Here is an 18,767-nt window from a genome sequence, read left to right on the forward strand (position 1 = left end):
GGCACCCATGACATTCGAACGTATATCGAATCCCAAGACGCAACGTTCTGCATCCCTCCAAAATCGAATACGGCAAATCCTTGGGAATGCGACTTTTACCAGTATAAAGAACGGCATGTTGTGGAATGTTTTTTCAACAAACTCAAACAATTCCGTGGGATCGCAACACGCTACGATAAACTTTCTCGAAACTTTTTGAGCTTTGCTTTTTTGGCTTCTGCCATGATTTTGTTGAAGTAGTTCCACTATGATGAGTTTTCAGACACGCCCTAGTTCAGAATATCTCAAATTTTTCTCTTTTCTAAGTTGGAAGATGAAATCTGAGATGGTTTTTCTTTGTGCTTTCATATCCATCTTCATGCAATTTCCCCTTTTTATTGAAATTATACAAGTGATTATAGCAAACGGTATATCACTTGACAATGAGTTAAAGTTTTTTTTGATATTGCCCGTTCTTCTCAAGGAAGTTAGGTTGAACAAAAGTAAACATTTTCGATAAATTTCTACAATCTTAAGTGTTATTGTTAATTATTGTAATTAGATATGAATTTTCCGGTTAATTTCCTGAATAAAATAGATAGAATGTACTATTAACATTTATTATGAAATTATTATAAATTATGGATTGGCATTTCGTCGACGGAAACTTGTCCAAAAATGACTACAGTAGTTAAACAAACCTAATCAATTTTGACAACATGTAAACAACTGGATATTAAAATTTTTTTATGGAGGTGTTTTCGTGGCAAAAGTCAAAAATGTATCGTTTTTGAAGGTTTGTGCAGTAAGCTTGTTCGCATTGTCCGTCAGCCCAGTTCATGCTTTTGCTGCTGGGACTGGCGATAACCCGGCATTTACGCCCGACATCAAATCTCCTAAACAAATTCAAGCTGAAGCGATCAAGGAGAAAGAATTAGCCACTTATAAACTTAATCGAGCTTCATTTTTGGCTGCCGGAAGTCAGAAGGAAATTGCTGTACCCAGCTTCAAACAAGAAACAAGTTACTGGTGCGGGCCAGCAACAACAAAACAAGTGCTACATTTTTTTAATGGCAGCTCCTTGTCGCAACAAGATTATGCAAAGCAACTTGGAACAACAAAGGATGGAACAGACTTTTCCAAAGTAGATGACGTCCTTAATGCAAATCAATCAAAAACAACGTATATTTACAAGTCGTTCAACGACAACGAGTTTAGCGACTGGAAAAACACACTGGAAATCGATATCAACGCTTCTTATCCTACAGTGCTCGACTTGAAAATCACCCCGCAAAATATGCCGAAGTATACCGCCGAAGTTGAAGGGCATATTTTAAACGCTTCTGGCTATGATTACGTTTATGGAAGCGCACCTGAAATCCGGTTGACAGATCCTTTCGACCAAGGCAATCGCGGCGTTACGTTGGGAAATGTTTGGCACCCAATGGATGGGGTTTGGAATGCCAACCAAGCTCATTTTAGAAAAGCAATTCTTTGGTAATATTCATTCAAATCAAAACAGGCGAGGATTCTTCCTCGCCTGTTCTTAGGAGATAATAACGTATGAAAAGAAAAGCGATTGTAGGTTTTTCAATAAGCATTGCTATCTGTGTTTCTATTGCATTTATTTTTTATAGCAAACATGCGTCCCCCACAAATACTAGCAAAGATCCATCATCTACTGAACAAGCATCCAATACGCCGGAGGTACAGAAAAATAGTAATGTAGCCTCCTCTTTTTCCATTCCTGGGACGCTGTATGTCCAGAAAAACACCGCTTCTCTGCTCCTTATTTACTTCATTTAATGAAGCGCTGTATATTTTCAAGGGCGGTGAATCCGCAATTGCAACATACAAGTGGCTTAATACAACCCCTTTGACAATTTCCTTTTCAATCCAAGTTAATTTGTCTTTATGTATTCTTAATATGGGAGGCAAAATTTGATCTTGACCGACCCCTTTACGAACCGTTGTTATTTTTTGGGTGCGAAGGTCCATGCATTTAAGTTGCCAGGGAAGATCGCCCTTTTCATCACGTTTTCTTTCGTATTCCACCCAAAACAGTTTATCTAAGTAACCTACTAAAGAGTTAATAATTTTACGGTTCGGAGCCGTGTAAATTTTGATATCACCGCCAGCAACGATTGGCTCGTTTGGACACAAGATGGAGAAGTTACGATAGCTTCCTATTCGTCAGGCGAAATCCTCCATAAAGTAAAAGAAAAAACATCAAATACAACAACGGACTCACCTTTCATTGTTGATGATATATTGTTCTATCGTACTTCGATGTTAAACATCAACGCAGTTAACTTAAAGACCGGGGAACGGACAATTGTAGCCAACAACGGCTCCATAACATCAAAAATCTTCAATAGTTCTAACTCCTTAGGTTTTTCATATATGCCCGCGATTAAACAAAGTACTGATGAAGCGGCGTTTATTCAATTTACACTCTTAGAATAATGGTTTGAGAACTCGTAGGCTAAAGAGGGACACAAAATCAACACCGCTATACAGCGGCCGCGTTGACATATACGGTTTGGGAATCAATATCCCGAATAAAATACCTGATGAAAAATGAAAAACAGACTTACCAAGGGCATTACTCTCCACCTCCGGAATGCAGCTTCCTACAGAGATAAGCGGTAATTCCACCAAATTCGTTCCTACAGACTCCAAAAAAATGGATAGTCCCATAAATAGAACTGCCGCGACGGCAATTGCCATACAATAATTAAGTCTGATGGCAAGCAAATTTTGATGCCTCATATGCCCACAGTCATTGCTTAATGCTTTATTTGTTCACGATGGATGTCTTGCGGAAATGGACCGGACGTGTACAGAATTGGGGGCAAACTTTGTTGCAACATCTGGGTACTGGTATCTATCACGTACGATGCTGATGTTCGGGCACGGCTATAAGTCTTTAGAGGAGGGCCTGCTGATTGTGGAAATTTCGAGTATAAGCAAAGGAAAAATTATAAACTATCAATTGCATGTTTTGTACGAGAAAGAGTCCCTGCCCGCTTAATCCGCTGGCAAGGACTCTTTTCTTTCGCCCTCATGCTCAAATATCTTGCCGACACTAACATTCAAATATAAGCAGAGCTTGTCTAATGTCTCAAGGTCAATTCTTTTAGCCCGCCCATGATAAAGTTCGGTCACCGTATTACGGGCAAGGCCTGTACCATCCACTACGTCGGATATTTTTAGACGTTTGCGCCCCATGATTTCGCTTAACTTATTGATGATCAAAACTTTTTCCCTCCCTTTATCTTCATGATATCAAAGTTAACGAAAATGATCAAAAAGTTGACTATAATAATTGACTTGATGATATTTTTGTTATAATAAATGTGGCTTAACTGCGAAGGAGGAAATGATGAGTATAGGGCTAAGAAAACTGTTGAAAGATTTTCAGGATATCCAGATGGTTTGGGAAGCGGAGAAGAAGTCTTGGGAATACGAAAATGAAAAAATGAATGCCATGGATACGATAAATAATGATAAATTATAGTCAGACTAATAGTATAGGAAAGGGCGTGAAACGATGCATATAAAACCGTCTACGACCATTCGTCAGGATTACAACGGGTTTTCGAAGTTTTGCCATGAGATTGATGAACCCGTTGTGCTAACACGCAATGGAGAAGCCGATTTGGTGGTGATGAGCCATGAAGCTTTTCGCCGTATGGAAGCCAGAATCAAATTGCAAGCCAAGCTTCTGGTAGCCGAGAAGCAAGTTGCCGAAGGCGCTGAACTATTGGATCATGATCAAGTCATGGCAAACCTGCGGAGGAAAGTGAATTGATTTTCCCAAAAATGGGATTAATATAGGAAACGGATGGCCCAAGAAAACAAGCAAATACAGACATGTTCCGCAAGCCCTCTACAATGAAGGGCTTTTTGTTTTGCCTGATGCTGGAGAGGCAGATTCATTCCACACCGAATGTTGCGATATCCAGTAACACATGTTACTGTTAACATATGTTACTGAACAAGGAGCAACTAATATGTCCATTGCACACGCCATTCTGGGGATTTTAAGCTGGAAGTCTGTCACGGGCTACGATATGAAAAAAATCATTCAAGACTCCCCCTTCATGTACTGGTCGGCCAGCAACAATCAGATCTACAGATCGCTGGTGCAACTGCTGGACGAATGCTTCGTGACCTGCGAAGTTCAGCACCAGGAGAGCTCGCCCTCGAAAAAGATTTATACGATCACGAAAGAAGGAGCGGCCGAACTGAAGTACTGGGTGCTTTCCACGCCCGAACCTCCGGATTTGAAGAAATCGTTTCTGATTCAGCTTGCTTGGGCGGATCAGCTAAGCACGGACGAATTGAACGCTCTGTTTACAAAATATGAAGAGGAAGTCCGGGCGCAGGTTTTATTGCAGCAGGAAAAAAAGCTCAGAGGCCCGTTTTCACCCGGCAGAACCGCCAGGGAGATCTACTTATGGGATATGATCTACGATAGTTTAATCGATTTCTATAAACGTGAATGGGAATGGATTCAAAAGCTTCGCAGCGAACTGCGGATTCCCATGGAGAAGGAGGCCAATCCAATGAAATTTCAAGTCATTGAAAGAGGTACGAAAAAATACGTGGAATGCGCTTCTGTCGAAACACCGCTGCGCACAGGACAAGATGCATTGGATCTTATCGCGGCATGCCTCGAAAATGATACCAATCTACTGGTGCTTCACGCGGAGGCGCTTTCCGACGATTTCTTCAACCTTAGAACGGGTCTGGCAGGAGAGATGCTGCAAAAATTCGTGAACTATCGTGTGAAAGCAGCCCTTATAATAACGAACGAGCAGGTTGTGAAAGGGAGATTTAAAGAGCTGCTGGCCGAAGCTAACAAAGGAAATGATTTCAGGGTATTCGGCAGCACCGGGGAAGCTGAGGGATGGCTTCTGGACTTGTAATGAAATGGAGCACAATCAGATGAAAGTTCATGTTGCGTTTAAATCCGCAGAAGGGAAAAACGAGGTCTACAGCATGTACGATTCGCTGCTCAAGCAGTGGACGTCGCCGCATGAAACATTGTACGTTCCTACCCGTTATGGAGATACGTTTGTGATCGCCAGCGGCGAAAAGGCCGCTCCGCCCCTGCTGCTGCTTCACGGCGCCGGGATGAATTTGGCCATGTGGCTCGGAGAGGCGCGGGAGTATTCCCGCAGTTTCCGGGTATATGCTGATTGGAAAAAACTTTAATTACCGCCGCGAGCAGATTCCTTTGTTTGCCGACGACGAATTAAAGCGGCTAACGATGTCTGTCGTTCTGTTCGTGGGCGCAAAGGATATTATGCTTCATTCCGCCAAGACGGCCAAGCGATTGGGAAGCTTGCTTCCGCATGCCCGAATTCAAATTTTACCGGATGCCGGGCATGTTCTTACCCACCTTGCCGCTCAAATCATCCCTTTTTTGGAATCGGAAAAGCTATAACAAGCATCGGCTCTAGGGGGAGTGGCAGCGATACGGTGAAGGCCGCGCCTTTGCTGGGCAGTCTCCTCTCCCGTCTTCATCCGATGGTGATTTTCCCTTCCGGATACCGGTACAGCTCTTTTTTCGGATTCGGCTGCAAGGCGAACGCCAGCGTCACAAGTCCCACTCGTCCAATAAACATGACGCAAATCATCAAAATTTTGCCGGCAAACGTCAGGTCGGCGGTCAACCCCATGCTGAGGCCTACCGTACCGAAGGCCGAGGTCGTCTCGAACAAGATTTTTAGAAAATCCTGGTCTTGGAAGGTGGACAGCAGCATCGTCGCGAATGCGAGGAACAATACGGCGGTCAGGGTGAACGTGACGGCTTTGTAGATGTCCTTCTCAGGCAGCCGGTGGCGGAACAGCACGACGTCTTCCTTGCCGCGCAGCATCGCCACGAAAGCCCCGACCAGGATCGCGAACGTCGTGAGCCGGATGCCTCCTCCGGTAGAGCCGGGAGCTGCGCCGATGAACATCATGATAATCATCAGAAACTGCGTGGCGGTCCGAAGCTCAGCGATGTCGAGCGTGTTGACGCCGGCGGAGCGCAAAGTCATCGATTGGAAGAAAGAGGCGACGATTTTCGTGTCCCAAGGCATGCTGCCCAGCGTCTTCGCATTGGTGAATTCGAAGATCAGAATGAGCACGGCGCCCGTCAGCACCAGAATGCCGTTCGTTGACAAGACGACCTTGCTGTGCAAGGACAGCTTGCGGGTCTTGGGAAATTCGATCAGCTCCGAGATGACGATAAACCCGATTCCGCCGAAAAAGATGAGCATCATGGAAACGAGATTGATGCCGATATCGTTGACGTAAGGCGTTAAGCTGCGGAACCCGCCGAACAATTCGAAGCCCGCGTTGTTAAAGATCGACACGGCATGGAACAGGCCGAAATAGGCGGCCTTCCCGAGCGGCATCTCCTGTGACCAGCGCAGCATGAAGTAGAACGCAGCGATCCCTTCAATGGTTATCGAATACAGGAATACCCGGATGATCAACCGGACGATGCCGTCAATGTTGGCATGGTTCATCGACTCTTTCAATAACAGACGGTCCCGCAGCGAGACACGGCGCTTCAACGCCAGCGTGAACCAGGTGGCCATTGTCATGAAGCCGAGTCCGCCCAACTGCACCATCAGCAGCAGAACGATCTGCCCGAACAACGAAAAATGAACGCCGGTATCGACAACAATCAGTCCGGTGACGCAGGTAGCCGACGTTGCCATAAACAAAGCGTCGATGTATCTCATGGACTGCCCGTCCGTAGAGGCGGCCGGCAGGGTTAGCAGAAAAGAGCCGATTATAATAATGAGAGCAAAGCCCCCCGCCAGTACGCGCGGCGGGGTTATTTTGATCAATTTGGCCGGAGTTTGCACCGGATTCACCTCAAGGTCATGTTTCCCACGGATGTAGTCATGGTCTTCCATATCATAGCATGGTACGATGCGGATTTCACTATGCGTAAGGTGAACATGGCCCGAAAGGCTTAGGCGGCTGCCGCTTAATTCGGCTCCGGTTCCAGCGTCTGGACATACCCGAGCTGCCTCGAAATATCCAGCGCTGCACGCTTGACCTTCTCGCTGACGCCAAGGATGTCGTGGATCGGAAGCTCCGTCCGCAAAGCGGTGATGCTGACCGCCGCCTTGAGCTGCCCGTAATGATCGAATACCGGGGCTCCGATGCAGCGTACTCCCGACTCGCCTTCCTCGTCCTCCACGGCATATCCCTGCCTGCGGATCGCCTCGATTTCCGCCATGAAATCGTGGACATTTGTAATCGTTTTCTCCGTTTTCTCCGGCAGTCCTTTCTCGCGGATCGCCTGCTCCAGCAAGTCCTGCGGCATGAAGGCGGCCAGCGCCTTGCCGACGCCTGAGGCGTGAAGCGGCTGCCGCTGCCCGATATAGGAGGCGAATTTGACAAATGTCTGGCTCTCGACCTTCTCGATGTACATCGGCTCAAAGTTATCGAGTATGGCGAGGTGCACGGTAAAGCCCGTTTCGCCGAGCAACCGCTCCATGGACACCCGGGCTGCGGTGCGGATATCAATCCGGTTCAGCGTGGACAGGCCGATATGGATGAATTTGGAGCCGAGACTGTACTTGCCGTCAGGGCTTTTGATGATATATTGATGCTGCTCCAGCGTATTGAGAATGAAGAAAACGCTCGTTTTCGGGATGTCCACGAGCTTGCACAAGTCGCTGACGCCGACAGGCTCTTCGCGCTGGGACAGCGTTTCGATGATGGCGATCGCCTTCTCCAATGCGGGGACGTTATATTTTTTACCCGTAGCCATAATCGTTCCGCCTTAAATTTGATTTAGTTTAAACAATGTTCATCATACAAAAACACGGTCCTTTGCGTCAAGCGCTTTCATTGCTCATGGAAAGTGCTCGAACTTTCCGCGAACAACCATAGCGCACATCCGGTTTCCACCGATAATGAATCAGTGGAGCAGGACGGTTCACCTTCAAATACCATATTGACAAACAAACGGGAAGCGTTTACTTTTAAATTAAATAACGTTTTACATGCTAAACGCCATTCAAACTTGAGGAGTGATTTCATGAACGGATTAAAAACGGAAGCATCGAGCGAGCTGTACGAACGGGCGCTGCGCTACACCCCGGGCGGCGTGCATACGTCGATTCGTAATATAACACCGCATCTTATTTTCACGAAAGCAGAAGGCGCTTACATCTACGATGCGGACGGCAACCGCTATATCGATTACCAAGGGGCCTTCGGGCCGTTCGTCCTCGGACATCGTCACCCTTACGTCACCCAACGGGTCGTGGAGGCGCTGGAGCGCACCGATCTTTACGGGGTCGGCACGACGGATCTGGAGATCGAGCTGGCGGAGAAAATTTGCAAGCATGTCCCGTCGGCGGAATCAGTGCTGTTCTGTAACTCCGGCTCGGAAGCGACCTACCATGCCATCCGGCTGTCGCGGGCGGTGACCGGACGGGCGAAGCTGATCAAGTTCCAGGGCTGCTATCACGGCTGGCATGACTATGTCGCCCGCAACATGCTCAGCGCATGGGACATGATCGGCAAGCGCGACCCGGGGTCCGCCGGGATGATGGACGAAGCGATCGACAATACGCTGATCTGTACGTTCAACGATCTGGATGACGTGCAGCGGACGTTCGAAGCGAATCCGGGCGAGGTTGCCGCGCTGATCGTGGAGCCGGTGCCCCACAACATCGGCTGCGTGATGCCGCAGCCGGGATTCCTGCAGGGGCTGCGGGAGCTGTGCACGCGGTATGGCGCGGTGCTGATTTTCGACGAGGTCATCACCGGCTTCCGGCACGACATCGGCGGCTACCAGAAGGTATGCGGGGTGACGCCGGACCTGACGACGATGGGTAAAGCGATGGCCAACGGCTTTCCGATCGCGGCGGTCGCAGGCAAGAACGAGCTGATGATGCGTTTTAATACGAATCCGGGCGGGGACGTTTGGTTCGCGGGAACGTACAACGGCCATGCCGTCGGCACGGCGGCCTCGATCGCGACCATCGAGATGATGGAGACGTCAGGCGTGCACGAGCACATTTTCCGCTTGGGCGAACGGATGCGGCAAGGGATTCGCGATATTCACGAGCGGATGGGCATTCAGGCGTACGTCGCCGGCTTCGGGTCCGTATGGACGACCTATTTCATGGACCGCGAGCCGCTGAATTACACCGATCTGAAGGACAACGACGCCGAATTGTACGTATCGTACCGCCGGAAGCTGATGGAGCGGGGCATCTTCAAAATGCCGATGAATATCAAGCGCAATCATGTCAGCTTTAGCCATACCGAGCAAGATATCGACCATACGCTCCAATGCATCGAAGACGTGCTGAAGGAGCTCCGCAGCGAAGGAAAGCTGTGAGGCGGAGAAGCGCGTAGATGAACGGACAGGTTATCATACAGACAAACGACGCGGGGAGGTAGCACAAGAGATGATCTTCGATTGCCATACGCACGTATTCGGCCCGGGCCAGTTCGGCGGAGCTACGCTGGAGGCGGCCAAACGGGCTTGGGGAGACGGGCAGGAAATGCTCGTGACGCCGGAAGGGCACTGGGAGCTGTTCAAGGATATCGCCGGCGCAATCGTGCTGGCCTTCGACGCCCCGGCCACCGGGCTCAACGTGCCGAACGAGTACGTCGCGGACTACGTAGCCAAGCATCCCGGCAAGCTGTTCGGCTTCGCCAGCGTCGATCCGAACCGGCTGAATGCGGCAAGCCTGCTGGAATCGGCGGTGAAGGAACTCGGGCTGAAGGGCTTGAAGCTCGGTCCGATCTACCAAAACTTTTACCCGGAGGCGAAGGAGCATTTTCCGCTCTATGCGAAGGCGGACGAGCTGGGCGTGCCGATTCTGTGGCATCAGGGCACATCGTTCGTGCCGGAAGGGTACCTCGACGCCTCCCGACCGGCGGCACTTGATCCGATCGCCCGGGCGTTCCCTAATTTAAAGATGGTAATCGCCCATATGGGGCATCCTTGGGTGGACGAATGTATCTCCGTTGTCCGCAAACATCCGAACCTGTACATGGATCTGTCGGCGCTGGGCTCCCGCCCGTGGCAGTTTTACAATGCGCTGGTGTCGGCTTGCGAGTACGGGGTAACGCATAAAATATTGTTTGGATCAGATTATCCGTTCTTTACGACGCAGCAGATGATCGACGCGCTGCGGAACATTAACCAGTTCACCGAGGGCACCTCGCTGCCGCGCGTGCCGGAGCAGGTGATTGAAGAGATTTTGCATCGGAATACGCCGGAGCTGCTTGGACTTGTATAATAACTGTGACAAGGCTTCTTGAAGCGCTGAAGAGCATGGAGCCAGACCAAGGACGAAACGCGTGCGGGACACGCAAGAAGGAGACGGAAGCGCAATGGCGGAACAATCGGGCAACGGAAAACGCAGGGGCGAAGCTTATTTTGCCGACGAAGGGCTGTGGGGTTTCATCCACCGCTCGTTTACCAAATCGATGGGGTACACGGAAGAGGATCTCGCCAAGCCGGTCATCGGCATATGCAATACGTTCAGCGAGCTGAACAAATGCCATTCCCACTTCAATGAGCTGGTCGATTACGTGAAGCGGGGCGTCTGGCAAGCCGGGGGACTCCCAATGGAGTTTCCGACGATTTCCATCGGCGAGCCTTATGTCAAGCCGACGACGATGCTGCTTCGCAATCTGATGGCGATGGATACGGAGGAAATGCTGAAGGCGCACCCGATCGACGGCGTCGTGCTGATCGGCGGCTGCGACAAAACGGTGCCGGCCCAACTGATGGCCGCCGCCAGCGCCAACATTCCGGCCATCGTGCTGACGGGTGGGCCGATGCTGAACGGACGGTTGAACGGCCGAAGTCTGGGCGCGTGTACGGATTGCTACCAGTTTACGCTGGAGCATAAGGCGGGTAATATCAACGACGAGCAGCTGGCGACGGCGGAGAACGCGATCTGCCGCAGCGACGGCCACTGCATGGTGATGGGGACGGCTAGCACGATGGCTTCCATCGCCGAAGCGCTCGGCATGGCGCTGCCCGGCTGCGCGGCCATTCCTGCGCCGGACAGCCGCAGGCGGCATATGGCGGAGCGCACCGGCAGCCAGATCGTTAATCTGGTGAAAGCGGACATCCGGCCGCGGGAGATCATGACGGAAGCGGCGCTGGAAAATGCGATCCGCGTGACGATGGCCAGCGGCGGGTCGACGAATGCGATCATCCACCTGGTGGCGATTGCCGGCCGCCTCGGCATCCGGCTCCCGCTGGAGAAGTTCGACGAGATTGCCGCAGCGACTCCGTTCCTGCTCAATCTGCGGCCTTCCGGCCAGTATCAGATGGAGGAATATTTCGAGGCCGGCGGCGTCCCGGCGCTGATGAAGGAGATGGAAGGGCTGCTGCACGGCGATTGCCTGACCGTGACTGGCCGTACCATCAGCGAGAATCTGCGCGGTGTGGAGGTGCTGGACCGCAACGTGATCTACCCGCTGGACCAGCCGCTCGATCCGCAAGGCGGCATCGCCGTGCTCCGCGGCAATCTGGCGCCGGACGGCGCGCTGATCAAGCAGACGGCGGTCTCGCCGCATCTGAAGAAGCACCGGGGACGGGCGGTCGTGTTCGAATCGCCGGCCGATCTCGATCGGCGCATCGACGATCCGGAGCTTGACGTGGACGAAAACAGCGTGCTGGTGCTCAAGAATGCCGGGCCCAAAGGCGCTCCGGCGATGCCGGAAATCGGGCAAATCCCGATTCCTAAAAAGCTGCTGCTGCGCGGCGTCCGCGACATGGTCCGCATCTCCGACGCCCGGATCAGCGGCACGTCTTACGGCGCGCTGATCGTGCACGCCGCCCCCGAAGCGGCGGTCGGCGGCCCGCTGGCGCTCGTGCAAGACGGGGACATGATCGAGCTGGATATCGCCAATCGGCGGCTGCATCTCGAGGTGGACGCCGAAGAGCTGGAGCGCCGCCGGGAACGGTGGACTGCGCCTGAGCCGCATTACGATCGGGGCTATGGGTTGCTGTACATTGAGCGTGTTATGCAAGCGGACAAAGGGTGCGACTTTGACTTCCTCGTCCCGAAGGAGCTGCGGAAGTAGGGCCGGGATTTCCCGGCCCCTACGGGCCAGCTTTGCCGGACGGATTGGCGTTACACATCTGAGCGTACAGGGGGCACCAACGATGAAGATGAAGGGGACAAAAAAAGCGATGGCCGGCGGACTCGCCGCCATTTTGCTGGTTTCCATGGTAAGCGCTTGCTCAAACGGAGGACAGCCAGCGAAGGGCGGCGAGGCGGACGGCAAGAAGTCCGTCACGCTGTACATGCTGGTCGCCGAATCGCTATTCAACGGCAAGGTGGACGAGTTCGTCAAGAAATACGAGTCCCAGAACCCGGGCGTGACGATCAAGGCGGAAGTGATGCCCGACGGCAATATTTTCGACTCGCTGAGGACGAAAATTTCGACCGGCGACGTGCCGGATCTGTATCAGATCAACATCGGACACGTCACGACGAAGCTCGCGGACGAGAGCGGATACTTGTACGATCTGAGCCCGCTCAGCTCTACCCGGAACTATACGGAATCGATCCGCCAAGCATCGATGTATAACGGCAAATACGCGGCGTTCACGCTGGGCGTTGGCGTGCTTGGCCTCAATTACAACAAGAAGCTGCTTGCCGACATTGGATATGCGGCCCCGCCCAAAACGTGGGAAGAGTTCATGGACGCCGGGAAGAAGCTGAAGTCTAAAGGCAAAGACTTAATTGTATACGCTTCCAAATGGGAAACGTCCATCGCCAATGTGTTTCACTGGACGTTCGGGAATTACGCTTTGAAGCATGAGGAGTTCAAAAAAGCGTATTTGGCCGGAAGCGTCGATTGGAGCAAGCCGGAGAACAAGGCGCTGCTGGGCGAAGGCTTCGAGCGGTTCAAGGAGCTGAACCAGTACGTCCGCAAAGGCAGCTTTACGAACGAATACGCGATTGCCCAACAGGCGTTCGCGAACGGGGAAGCCGCCATGCTGCTCGGAGGCACCTGGGAAGCGGGCGCGATCCGGAAGCTGAATTCGAATCTGGATTGGGGCTTCGCCAATCTCCCTTATGCGCCGGATAGCGAGAACGGAGTCATCTTCGTGCCGGAGGACGGGCTTGCGCTGAACGCGAAGTCCAAGAACGTGGAGGAAGCCGCCAAGTTCGCAAACTGGCTGTTCTCGAAGGAAACGTACGGCGAAATCCTGAAGGTCAAAGGCAACTTCCCCGCCATGCCCGGCGTCGGCGAGCTGGACCCGGCGTACGCGGACGTGCCGAAGTGGCTGGAAACCGGACGCATTATCTCCTTCGCCAACACCGGACCGGTTCCGGGACCGGCTTGGATCGCCTTGGGACAAGCCGCGCAGGAATATACGTATAACAGCGATGCCAATAAAGCCGCCGAACGGTTCGTTAAAGAGTACGACAAGTCCAAGTCCAAATAATAGGCCCGGCAGATCCGCTTTGACAGGAGAAGAGCACAGGGCGGCAGATCGTCGGTTGCCGCCGCTTTGCGCTTCTTTGCCGCCAATCTTCGCCGGAAGGGGTAGCCATGCAGAAAAAATATTTTATGACCGGACTTCTCTTCGTTACGCCGATTACGCTGATTTTGCTGACGTTTCTCATCTTTCCGATTGCGCAGTCGTTTTATTACAGTCTGACCAACTGGAAAGGCATAGGGACCTACAGCTTTATCGGCTTTAAAAATTATGCGGATATTTTCAAAGAAGACGTGTTCGTGCATTCGCTGTGGCGTACGCTCGCGATCGGCCTATCGGCGGCCGTCCTGTCCAACGTGCTCGGGCTGTTTTTCGCCGTATTGCTCGATCAGCCGCTCCGGACGAAAAAAGTGCTGCGGGCGCTCTGTTATATCCCGAACGTCATTCCGATCGTCGTCGCGGCTTTTGTATGGAGATACATTCTGGACGCGAACAGCGGCATGGCCAACCAATGGCTGTCTGCGCTCGCTGGCCGTCCCGTCACCATCGCCTGGGTAGATTCGCCGGATTATGTCGTCCCGACGATCGTCCTGATTACCGTCTGGCAGATGATGGGACCAATCATAATCATTTATCTCGCGGCGCTGCAGGGCGTGCCGGGCGAGCTGCTGGAAGCGGGCATGCTCGACGGCGCATCAAGGCCGCGGCGCTTCGTGTCGATCGTGCTGCCGATGATTGCGCCGGGCATTACGGTGAACGTGCTGATCGGACTTGCGAACGGCATCCGTCTGTTCGATCTGCCGTTTGCCCTGACGGGCGGAGGACCCGCCAATGCCAGCGAGACGCTCGCCATCCGCATTTACCGGTATGCGTTCCAATCGTCGGATATGGCGTATGGCATGGCCGCTTCGTTCGTCATGACGTTGGTCGTGCTGGCCGTCACCTGCTTTTTCGTCGCACTTTCCAGAAAATACGAACAGGGGGCGCACGGAGCATGAAACGAAAATCCGCTTACTTCGCCACCGAAGTGCTGGCCGTTGGACTTGCGCTCTTGATTTCGATACCGCTGTATCTGATTGCCATCAATACGTTCAAGTCGCACGAACAGATCGTGACCAGCCCGCTGTCCTTGCCCGACTGGTCTTATGGCTTGAAGAACGTACTGACGGCCATAGAACGGATGGACATCCTGCGCTCTTACGGCATTACGATCGGGATCGGCGCGATGGCGCTCGTCTGCTGCATCGTCTTCTCGGCGCTCGCAGCCTATGCCGTGGCCCGCATTCCGCATCCGATGTTCCGGTCGCTGTATTGGTTTTACGTTTCGTGCATCATGATTCCCGTACAGTCGGCGCTTATTCCGCTCGTATTTTTGCTGAAAAGTCTTCAGCTGCAGGGAACGATGTACGGCATTTCGCTCGTCTACGTCGCGGTGCTGTCGCCATTCTGCATCTTCATGTATGCGGGCTTCGTCCGCGGCATTCCGTTTGAGCTGGAGGAATCGGCCTATATGGACGGATGCTCGCCGTTGCGGACGTTTTTCCAGATCATTTTTCCGCTGCTCAAGCCTGCCACGGCGACGCTGGTCATCCTGCAGTTCATTTACATTTGGAACGATCTGCTGCTGCCGCTCGTGCTGGTCAATACGAGGGATTTCCCGACTGTAAGCATCAGCCTGTACAAATTTTTCGGGGCGAAGGGCATGTCGGATTTGAGCTTGTTATTCGGAGGCATTACGCTTACGCTCGTGCCGATTTTGGCATTGTTTTTTGCTTTTCAAAGCTATTTCGTGAAAGGGCTGTCCGCAGGCGCCGTGAAAGGCTGAAGCCGCGGACCCTAATAGAGGAGGAAGAGTGATGTACGACAACGATAAGCCATTGTTTGATTCCATGTGCAAAAACTTGTATTCCGCCGTCATTTCCGATACGTTAGACGAACTGGGGTACCGCCATCAGGTTATGAGAGAGGATTTGACGCCGTTATCCACCGATTGGGTCATTGCGGGGCGGGCGAAAACGATGCTGTCCGTCGACGTGCATCATCTGCCGGACGATCCGTACGCGCAGGAAATCGCCGCCGTGGACAGCATCAAGCCAGGCGAGATCGTGATCGGCTGCACGAACCGTTCCCGTCAGAACGGGCTATGGGGCGAACTGCTCTCGACCGCATCCCAAGTTCGCGGCGCCCATGGCGCGGTCGTGGACGGTCTGATCCGCGATTCGAAAAAAATTCTGGAGCTGGATTTTCCGGTCTTCGCGACGGGCACGAAGCCGGTCGATTCCCGCGGGCGCGGCTTGGTTATCGAATATGACGTGCCGGTGCTGTGCGGCGACGTGTTGGTCCATCCGGGAGACGTCGTGTTCGGCGACCGGGACGGCGTTGTCGTCATTCCCGCCGCGGTCGTCGATGAGGTGGTGCGGCTCGCGATGGACAAAGTGACCCGCGAAAATCATACCCGCGACGAGCTAAAGGCCGGCCGCACGCTGCGTGAAGTGTATGACAAATACGGCGTGCTGTAACTAGACAGTGGAGTAAAGAAGCAGAGGAGGAGAGGCAACATGAGGCTTAGTGGCAAACGTGCGCTTGTCACTGGCGGCGCCCAAGGGATCGGCAAGGGCATCGTCGGACGCTTTTTGGCGGAGGGGGCCAATGTGATCGCGCTGGACCGGAACGAAACCGAACTGAAGGCAATGCGGGAGGAGTTCGCCGGGCAGGCGGAGAGGCTTGCTTTGTCGGTGTGCGACCTGCGCGATCTGGAGCAGCTTGAGCAGGCGGCGGGGGAGGCATTCGACCGCTGGCAGGGGATCGACATTGTGATCAACAATGCCGGGATTGCGTACCGGGAATCGTTTCTGGACATCCCACTGGCCCATTGGGACGCGGTGATGGACATCAACGTGCGCGCCGTGTTCCGGTTGGGTCAGTTGGCCGCTGAACAGATGATCCGGCAAGGAACGGGCGGAAGCATCGTCAACATGAGCTCCAAGAACGGCCTTGCGGGCAGCTCGATGCTGGCGCATTACAACGCTTCGAAGGCGGGTGTCATCCTGCTGTCGCAATCGATGGCCGTAGAGCTGGCCCCGCACGGCATCCGTGTGAACGTCGTTGCGCCTGGCTTCGTGGAGACGCCGCTCGATCGCGAGCTGCGCATCCGGGAAGGGCTGCCGACCTTTTCCGAGCGAACGCCGATGCGAAGATCGGCCACGATCGACGAAGTGGCGAACGTGTTTCTGTTTCTCGCATCTGACGAGTCCAGTTACGTAACCGGTTCCACGATCGCGGTAGACGGGGGACATCTGGCGAACGCGAGCGAGTTTTAACGACAACAGACCTGTGGGCGCACAGCCGTCTGCTTCCTTGACCGCTGCTTTAACGCCGCTTCGGCGTTAAAGCTCGCGCTGTCGTAAGGAAGGGGCGGCTTTTTGCCGTGTCATTTCCGCACGAATACTCGCTGCACGGCGTGGTTCGCCCCTTTTTCCAGAATCATCTTCGCGCGTCCCTTGGTCGGCAAAATGTTCTCGTGCAGGTTGACTGCGTTGATGTCCTTCCAGATGCCGGAAGCGGTTGCAACGAGCTCCTCGCCATAAAGCTGGGCAAAACGGTGAAAATACGACTTTGGATTGAGAAACGCCGTTTCGCGGAGCATCCGGAACCGTTCGAGGTACCACTGCTCAATGTCCTTTTCCTTCGCGTCGACATAGATCGAATAATCGAAAAAGTCGCTGACGAACACTTGGGACTGTTTCCCGACTTGCAGGACGTTGATGCCTTCCATGATCAAAATATCGGGCTGGCGGATCGTCTCCACCTCGTCCGGCACGATATCATACGATAAGTGCGAATAAACCGGCGCATGGACGACGGGCTTGCCCGCTTTAATATCGCGGATAAACCGGAGCAGTTTTTTGATGTCGTAGCTTTCCGGGAAGCCTTTGCGCTTCATGAGTCCTCGTTCCTCGAGCACGCGGTTCGGGAACAAGAAGCCGTCCGTCGTAATCAGCTCCACGTTCCGGTGCTCCGAACATCGCGACAGCAGCAGCTGCAGCAGTCTGGCCGTCGTGCTTTTGCCCACGGCCACGCTCCCGGCGATGCCGATAATGAACGGAACCGGTTCGGCGCCGTTCTGCAGGAAGGAAGCGGATGTGCGGTGAAGCGTCCTGGCGTTCTCCACCAGCAGATCGAGAAACCGTGTCAAGGGAAGATAAATTTCTTCGACCTCTTGGAACGGAACTTTGTCGTTCAGGCCTTTGAGCTGCTCGAACTCTTCCATCGTAATGCGAAGCGGCGCGGTAGCGGGCAGTTCGGACCATGCCTGACGATCGAATTCATAATAGAGGGAGTACGGATTCATCGGGACCTCGCTGTCCATCAATGGTTTAGTGGTAATGCATTTTCATATCATAGCATGACCCGGCGGGGATTTCACTACTTGAACTTCTTTTGCGCAAAGAAAAATTGTAACGGGGGGTCTGGGTTCAACGGCCGGATTTTATGGTTATCATTTGCTTTCTCGTTTTGGCCGCAAGGCGCAAATCAAGTCTGGATCGCTTTCCAAGCGCTAATCCAGGCATTTTGCGTGGCAGCCACCAAAAGCGGAATGAGCTGCTTACCCATGTTTCGGAGGAGTTGCTGGTATTCTAAGCAGTGAGCAGCACGGCTTTTTTTAGTTGAATTTATGTATTAATTGGTTTATAATGGAATATAATGATAGATTAATCTATCAATTTTATCGAAAGTGAGGCAGAGATATGGGGACGTCCAGATCAGCAACAAAGGAGCTCAGGCTTCGTGCCATACTCGATGCGGCTACGGAGCTGCTGGTCGAAAAACCAAAGGCATCCTTGAACGAGATTGCCGAATACGCAGGTATCGGTATTGCCACCCTGCACCGGTACGTGGCGAGTAGGGAGCAGTTGATGCTGCAGTTGGGGCTAAGAGCAGCTCAGGTGGTAGGAGAGACGATGAGCCGGATCCCGTTGGACGAGGAGTCGAGCGAAACCTATATATCGCAGCTGGTGGAGGCGCTGGTTCCGCTTGGGGACAAAATTTATTTTCTTGCTCATGAAACCTCGCTGAATTACAACCCCGAGATGTCTGCGGCCGAGGAGAAGCTGAAGGAACCGATGCGGCACATGATCCAGACGCTCCAGAACAAAGGCCATTTCCGGCAAGATATGAGCAGTGAATGGATTCTGAACGTGCTGTATTCGCTCCTCTTTGTCACCTGGCAGCAGGTTCATGAAGGCCACGTTGCCAAAAAATCGGCGGCGGCGCTAGTTCTGGAGACGCTGTACCACGGATTTAAAGCAAGCAAGCCGTAAAGCAGGATTAA

The 18,767-nt window shown here is 52.8% G+C and carries 21 protein-coding genes; 16 read left to right on the forward strand and 5 right to left on the reverse strand.

Going from position 1 to position 18,767, the window contains the following annotated elements:
- Both BLO51_RS22470 and BLO51_RS22480 read left to right on the forward strand, forming a co-directional pair.
- Positions 1 to 240: transposase (locus BLO51_RS22470; protein WP_143006940.1), on the forward strand; the 240-nt coding region annotated here is incomplete at its 5' end.
- Between the two features lie 502 nt (positions 241 to 742).
- On the forward strand, positions 743 to 1,480 hold the full coding sequence (locus tag BLO51_RS22480; protein WP_217266771.1) for a C39 family peptidase: 738 nt from the start codon (positions 743 to 745) through the stop codon (positions 1,478 to 1,480).
- A gap of 173 nt (positions 1,481 to 1,653) precedes the next feature.
- Here BLO51_RS22480 and BLO51_RS29885 read toward each other — a convergent pair whose 3' ends face one another.
- Both BLO51_RS29885 and BLO51_RS22495 read right to left on the reverse strand, forming a co-directional pair.
- Positions 1,654 to 2,142, reverse strand: a complete 489-nt coding sequence (locus tag BLO51_RS29885; RefSeq protein WP_090675393.1) for a hypothetical protein — start codon at positions 2,140 to 2,142, stop codon at positions 1,654 to 1,656.
- An 867-nt stretch (positions 2,143 to 3,009) separates the two neighbouring features.
- Positions 3,010 to 3,237, reverse strand: coding sequence for a helix-turn-helix domain-containing protein (locus BLO51_RS22495; protein WP_090675396.1), 228 nt, complete (start codon positions 3,235 to 3,237; stop codon positions 3,010 to 3,012).
- A gap of 127 nt (positions 3,238 to 3,364) precedes the next feature.
- Between BLO51_RS22495 and BLO51_RS30890 the strand changes: the two genes are divergently transcribed.
- The 5 genes from BLO51_RS30890 to BLO51_RS29895 all read left to right on the forward strand — a co-directional run bounded on the left by BLO51_RS30890 (position 3,365) and on the right by BLO51_RS29895 (position 5,434).
- Positions 3,365 to 3,499: a hypothetical protein gene (locus BLO51_RS30890; protein ID WP_281180414.1), complete on the forward strand. Its 135-nt coding sequence runs from the start codon at positions 3,365 to 3,367 to the stop codon at positions 3,497 to 3,499.
- A 33-nt stretch (positions 3,500 to 3,532) separates the two neighbouring features.
- Entirely contained in the window at positions 3,533 to 3,793 is a 261-nt protein-coding gene (locus tag BLO51_RS22500) for a type II toxin-antitoxin system Phd/YefM family antitoxin (protein WP_090675398.1), read from the forward strand.
- 202 nt (positions 3,794 to 3,995) lie between these two features.
- Positions 3,996 to 4,913, forward strand: a complete 918-nt coding sequence (locus tag BLO51_RS22505) for a PadR family transcriptional regulator (RefSeq protein ID WP_090675400.1) — start codon at positions 3,996 to 3,998, stop codon at positions 4,911 to 4,913.
- A 19-nt stretch (positions 4,914 to 4,932) separates the two neighbouring features.
- Positions 4,933 to 5,202, forward strand: a complete 270-nt coding sequence (locus BLO51_RS30895) for an alpha/beta fold hydrolase (RefSeq protein WP_217266772.1) — start codon at positions 4,933 to 4,935, stop codon at positions 5,200 to 5,202.
- Positions 5,180 to 5,434 (forward strand): alpha/beta fold hydrolase, encoded by a 255-nt coding sequence (locus BLO51_RS29895; protein ID WP_217266773.1) that lies wholly within the window; start codon positions 5,180 to 5,182, stop codon positions 5,432 to 5,434. Before BLO51_RS30895 ends, BLO51_RS29895 begins: the two co-directional genes overlap by 23 nt.
- Before the next feature lie 76 nt (positions 5,435 to 5,510).
- On the opposite strand, the gene BLO51_RS22515 is transcribed toward BLO51_RS29895, so the two are convergent.
- Both BLO51_RS22515 and BLO51_RS22520 read right to left on the reverse strand, forming a co-directional pair.
- Positions 5,511 to 6,851, reverse strand: coding sequence for a TrkH family potassium uptake protein (locus tag BLO51_RS22515; RefSeq protein WP_090675463.1), 1,341 nt, complete (start codon positions 6,849 to 6,851; stop codon positions 5,511 to 5,513).
- Positions 6,852 to 6,976: 125 nt separating this feature from the next.
- Positions 6,977 to 7,768 carry an IclR family transcriptional regulator gene (locus BLO51_RS22520; RefSeq protein WP_090675401.1) on the reverse strand — a complete coding sequence of 264 codons (792 nt, stop codon included), beginning with the start codon at positions 7,766 to 7,768 and terminating at the stop codon, positions 6,977 to 6,979.
- Between the two features lie 270 nt (positions 7,769 to 8,038).
- Between BLO51_RS22520 and BLO51_RS22525 the strand changes: the two genes are divergently transcribed.
- The 8 genes from BLO51_RS22525 (at position 8,039) to BLO51_RS22560 (ending at position 16,755) form a co-directional block, all read left to right on the forward strand.
- Positions 8,039 to 9,352 (forward strand): aspartate aminotransferase family protein, encoded by a 1,314-nt coding sequence (locus BLO51_RS22525; protein WP_090675403.1) that lies wholly within the window; start codon positions 8,039 to 8,041, stop codon positions 9,350 to 9,352.
- A gap of 70 nt (positions 9,353 to 9,422) precedes the next feature.
- Entirely contained in the window at positions 9,423 to 10,262 is an 840-nt protein-coding gene (locus BLO51_RS22530) for an amidohydrolase family protein (protein ID WP_090675404.1), read from the forward strand.
- A 94-nt stretch (positions 10,263 to 10,356) separates the two neighbouring features.
- Positions 10,357 to 12,066 (forward strand): IlvD/Edd family dehydratase, encoded by a 1,710-nt coding sequence (locus BLO51_RS22535; RefSeq protein ID WP_090675406.1) that lies wholly within the window; start codon positions 10,357 to 10,359, stop codon positions 12,064 to 12,066.
- 82 nt (positions 12,067 to 12,148) lie between these two features.
- Positions 12,149 to 13,441, forward strand: a complete 1,293-nt coding sequence (locus BLO51_RS22540; protein WP_167670286.1) for an ABC transporter substrate-binding protein — start codon at positions 12,149 to 12,151, stop codon at positions 13,439 to 13,441.
- A 107-nt stretch (positions 13,442 to 13,548) separates the two neighbouring features.
- Positions 13,549 to 14,433 (forward strand): carbohydrate ABC transporter permease, encoded by an 885-nt coding sequence (locus BLO51_RS22545; RefSeq protein ID WP_090675410.1) that lies wholly within the window; start codon positions 13,549 to 13,551, stop codon positions 14,431 to 14,433.
- The gene (locus tag BLO51_RS22550) at positions 14,430 to 15,260 is read left to right on the forward strand and encodes a carbohydrate ABC transporter permease (protein WP_090675412.1); all 831 of its coding nucleotides are present in this window, start codon (positions 14,430 to 14,432) and stop codon (positions 15,258 to 15,260) included. The genes BLO51_RS22545 and BLO51_RS22550 overlap by 4 nt, the downstream gene beginning before the upstream one ends.
- Positions 15,261 to 15,291: 31 nt before the next feature.
- Positions 15,292 to 15,954: an RraA family protein gene (locus BLO51_RS22555; protein WP_090675414.1), complete on the forward strand. Its 663-nt coding sequence runs from the start codon at positions 15,292 to 15,294 to the stop codon at positions 15,952 to 15,954.
- 39 nt (positions 15,955 to 15,993) lie between these two features.
- On the forward strand, positions 15,994 to 16,755 hold the full coding sequence (locus BLO51_RS22560; RefSeq protein WP_090675416.1) for an SDR family NAD(P)-dependent oxidoreductase: 762 nt from the start codon (positions 15,994 to 15,996) through the stop codon (positions 16,753 to 16,755).
- 110 nt (positions 16,756 to 16,865) lie between these two features.
- Here BLO51_RS22560 and coaA read toward each other — a convergent pair whose 3' ends face one another.
- Positions 16,866 to 17,786: a type I pantothenate kinase gene (gene coaA, locus BLO51_RS22565; protein ID WP_090675418.1), complete on the reverse strand. Its 921-nt coding sequence runs from the start codon at positions 17,784 to 17,786 to the stop codon at positions 16,866 to 16,868.
- Positions 17,787 to 18,183: 397 nt separating this feature from the next.
- Here coaA and BLO51_RS22570 point away from each other — a divergent pair, with 397 nt between their 5' ends.
- A complete protein-coding gene (locus BLO51_RS22570) occupies positions 18,184 to 18,756 on the forward strand; it encodes a TetR/AcrR family transcriptional regulator (protein ID WP_090675420.1) in 573 nt (190 codons plus the stop codon).
- Positions 18,757 to 18,767 lie beyond the last annotated feature (11 nt).

This window comes from Paenibacillus tianmuensis (genome assembly GCF_900100345.1).
GTDB classification, from domain to species: Bacteria; Bacillota; Bacilli; order Paenibacillales; family NBRC-103111; genus Paenibacillus_G; species Paenibacillus_G tianmuensis.

Coding starts and splice junctions, on each gene's coding strand:
- BLO51_RS22545 (WP_090675410.1), top strand. CDS start 13,549: ATGCAGAAAAAATATTTTATGACCGGACTTCTCTTCGTTACGCCGATT.
- BLO51_RS22555 (WP_090675414.1), top strand. CDS start 15,292: ATGTACGACAACGATAAGCCATTGTTTGATTCCATGTGCAAAAACTTG.
- BLO51_RS22500 (WP_090675398.1), top strand. CDS start 3,533: ATGCATATAAAACCGTCTACGACCATTCGTCAGGATTACAACGGGTTT.
- BLO51_RS22505 (WP_090675400.1), top strand. CDS start 3,996: ATGTCCATTGCACACGCCATTCTGGGGATTTTAAGCTGGAAGTCTGTC.
- BLO51_RS22560 (WP_090675416.1), top strand. CDS start 15,994: ATGAGGCTTAGTGGCAAACGTGCGCTTGTCACTGGCGGCGCCCAAGGG.
- BLO51_RS22530 (WP_090675404.1), top strand. CDS start 9,423: ATGATCTTCGATTGCCATACGCACGTATTCGGCCCGGGCCAGTTCGGC.
- BLO51_RS30895 (WP_217266772.1), top strand. CDS start 4,933: ATGAAAGTTCATGTTGCGTTTAAATCCGCAGAAGGGAAAAACGAGGTC.
- coaA (WP_090675418.1), bottom strand. CDS start 17,786: ATGAATCCGTACTCCCTCTATTATGAATTCGATCGTCAGGCATGGTCC.
- BLO51_RS22525 (WP_090675403.1), top strand. CDS start 8,039: ATGAACGGATTAAAAACGGAAGCATCGAGCGAGCTGTACGAACGGGCG.
- BLO51_RS22570 (WP_090675420.1), top strand. CDS start 18,184: ATGGGGACGTCCAGATCAGCAACAAAGGAGCTCAGGCTTCGTGCCATA.
- BLO51_RS22550 (WP_090675412.1), top strand. CDS start 14,430: ATGAAACGAAAATCCGCTTACTTCGCCACCGAAGTGCTGGCCGTTGGA.
- BLO51_RS22535 (WP_090675406.1), top strand. CDS start 10,357: ATGGCGGAACAATCGGGCAACGGAAAACGCAGGGGCGAAGCTTATTTT.
- BLO51_RS22520 (WP_090675401.1), bottom strand. CDS start 7,768: ATGGCTACGGGTAAAAAATATAACGTCCCCGCATTGGAGAAGGCGATC.
- BLO51_RS30890 (WP_281180414.1), top strand. CDS start 3,365: ATGAGTATAGGGCTAAGAAAACTGTTGAAAGATTTTCAGGATATCCAG.
- BLO51_RS22540 (WP_167670286.1), top strand. CDS start 12,149: ATGAAGATGAAGGGGACAAAAAAAGCGATGGCCGGCGGACTCGCCGCC.
- BLO51_RS29895 (WP_217266773.1), top strand. CDS start 5,180: ATGCTGATTGGAAAAAACTTTAATTACCGCCGCGAGCAGATTCCTTTG.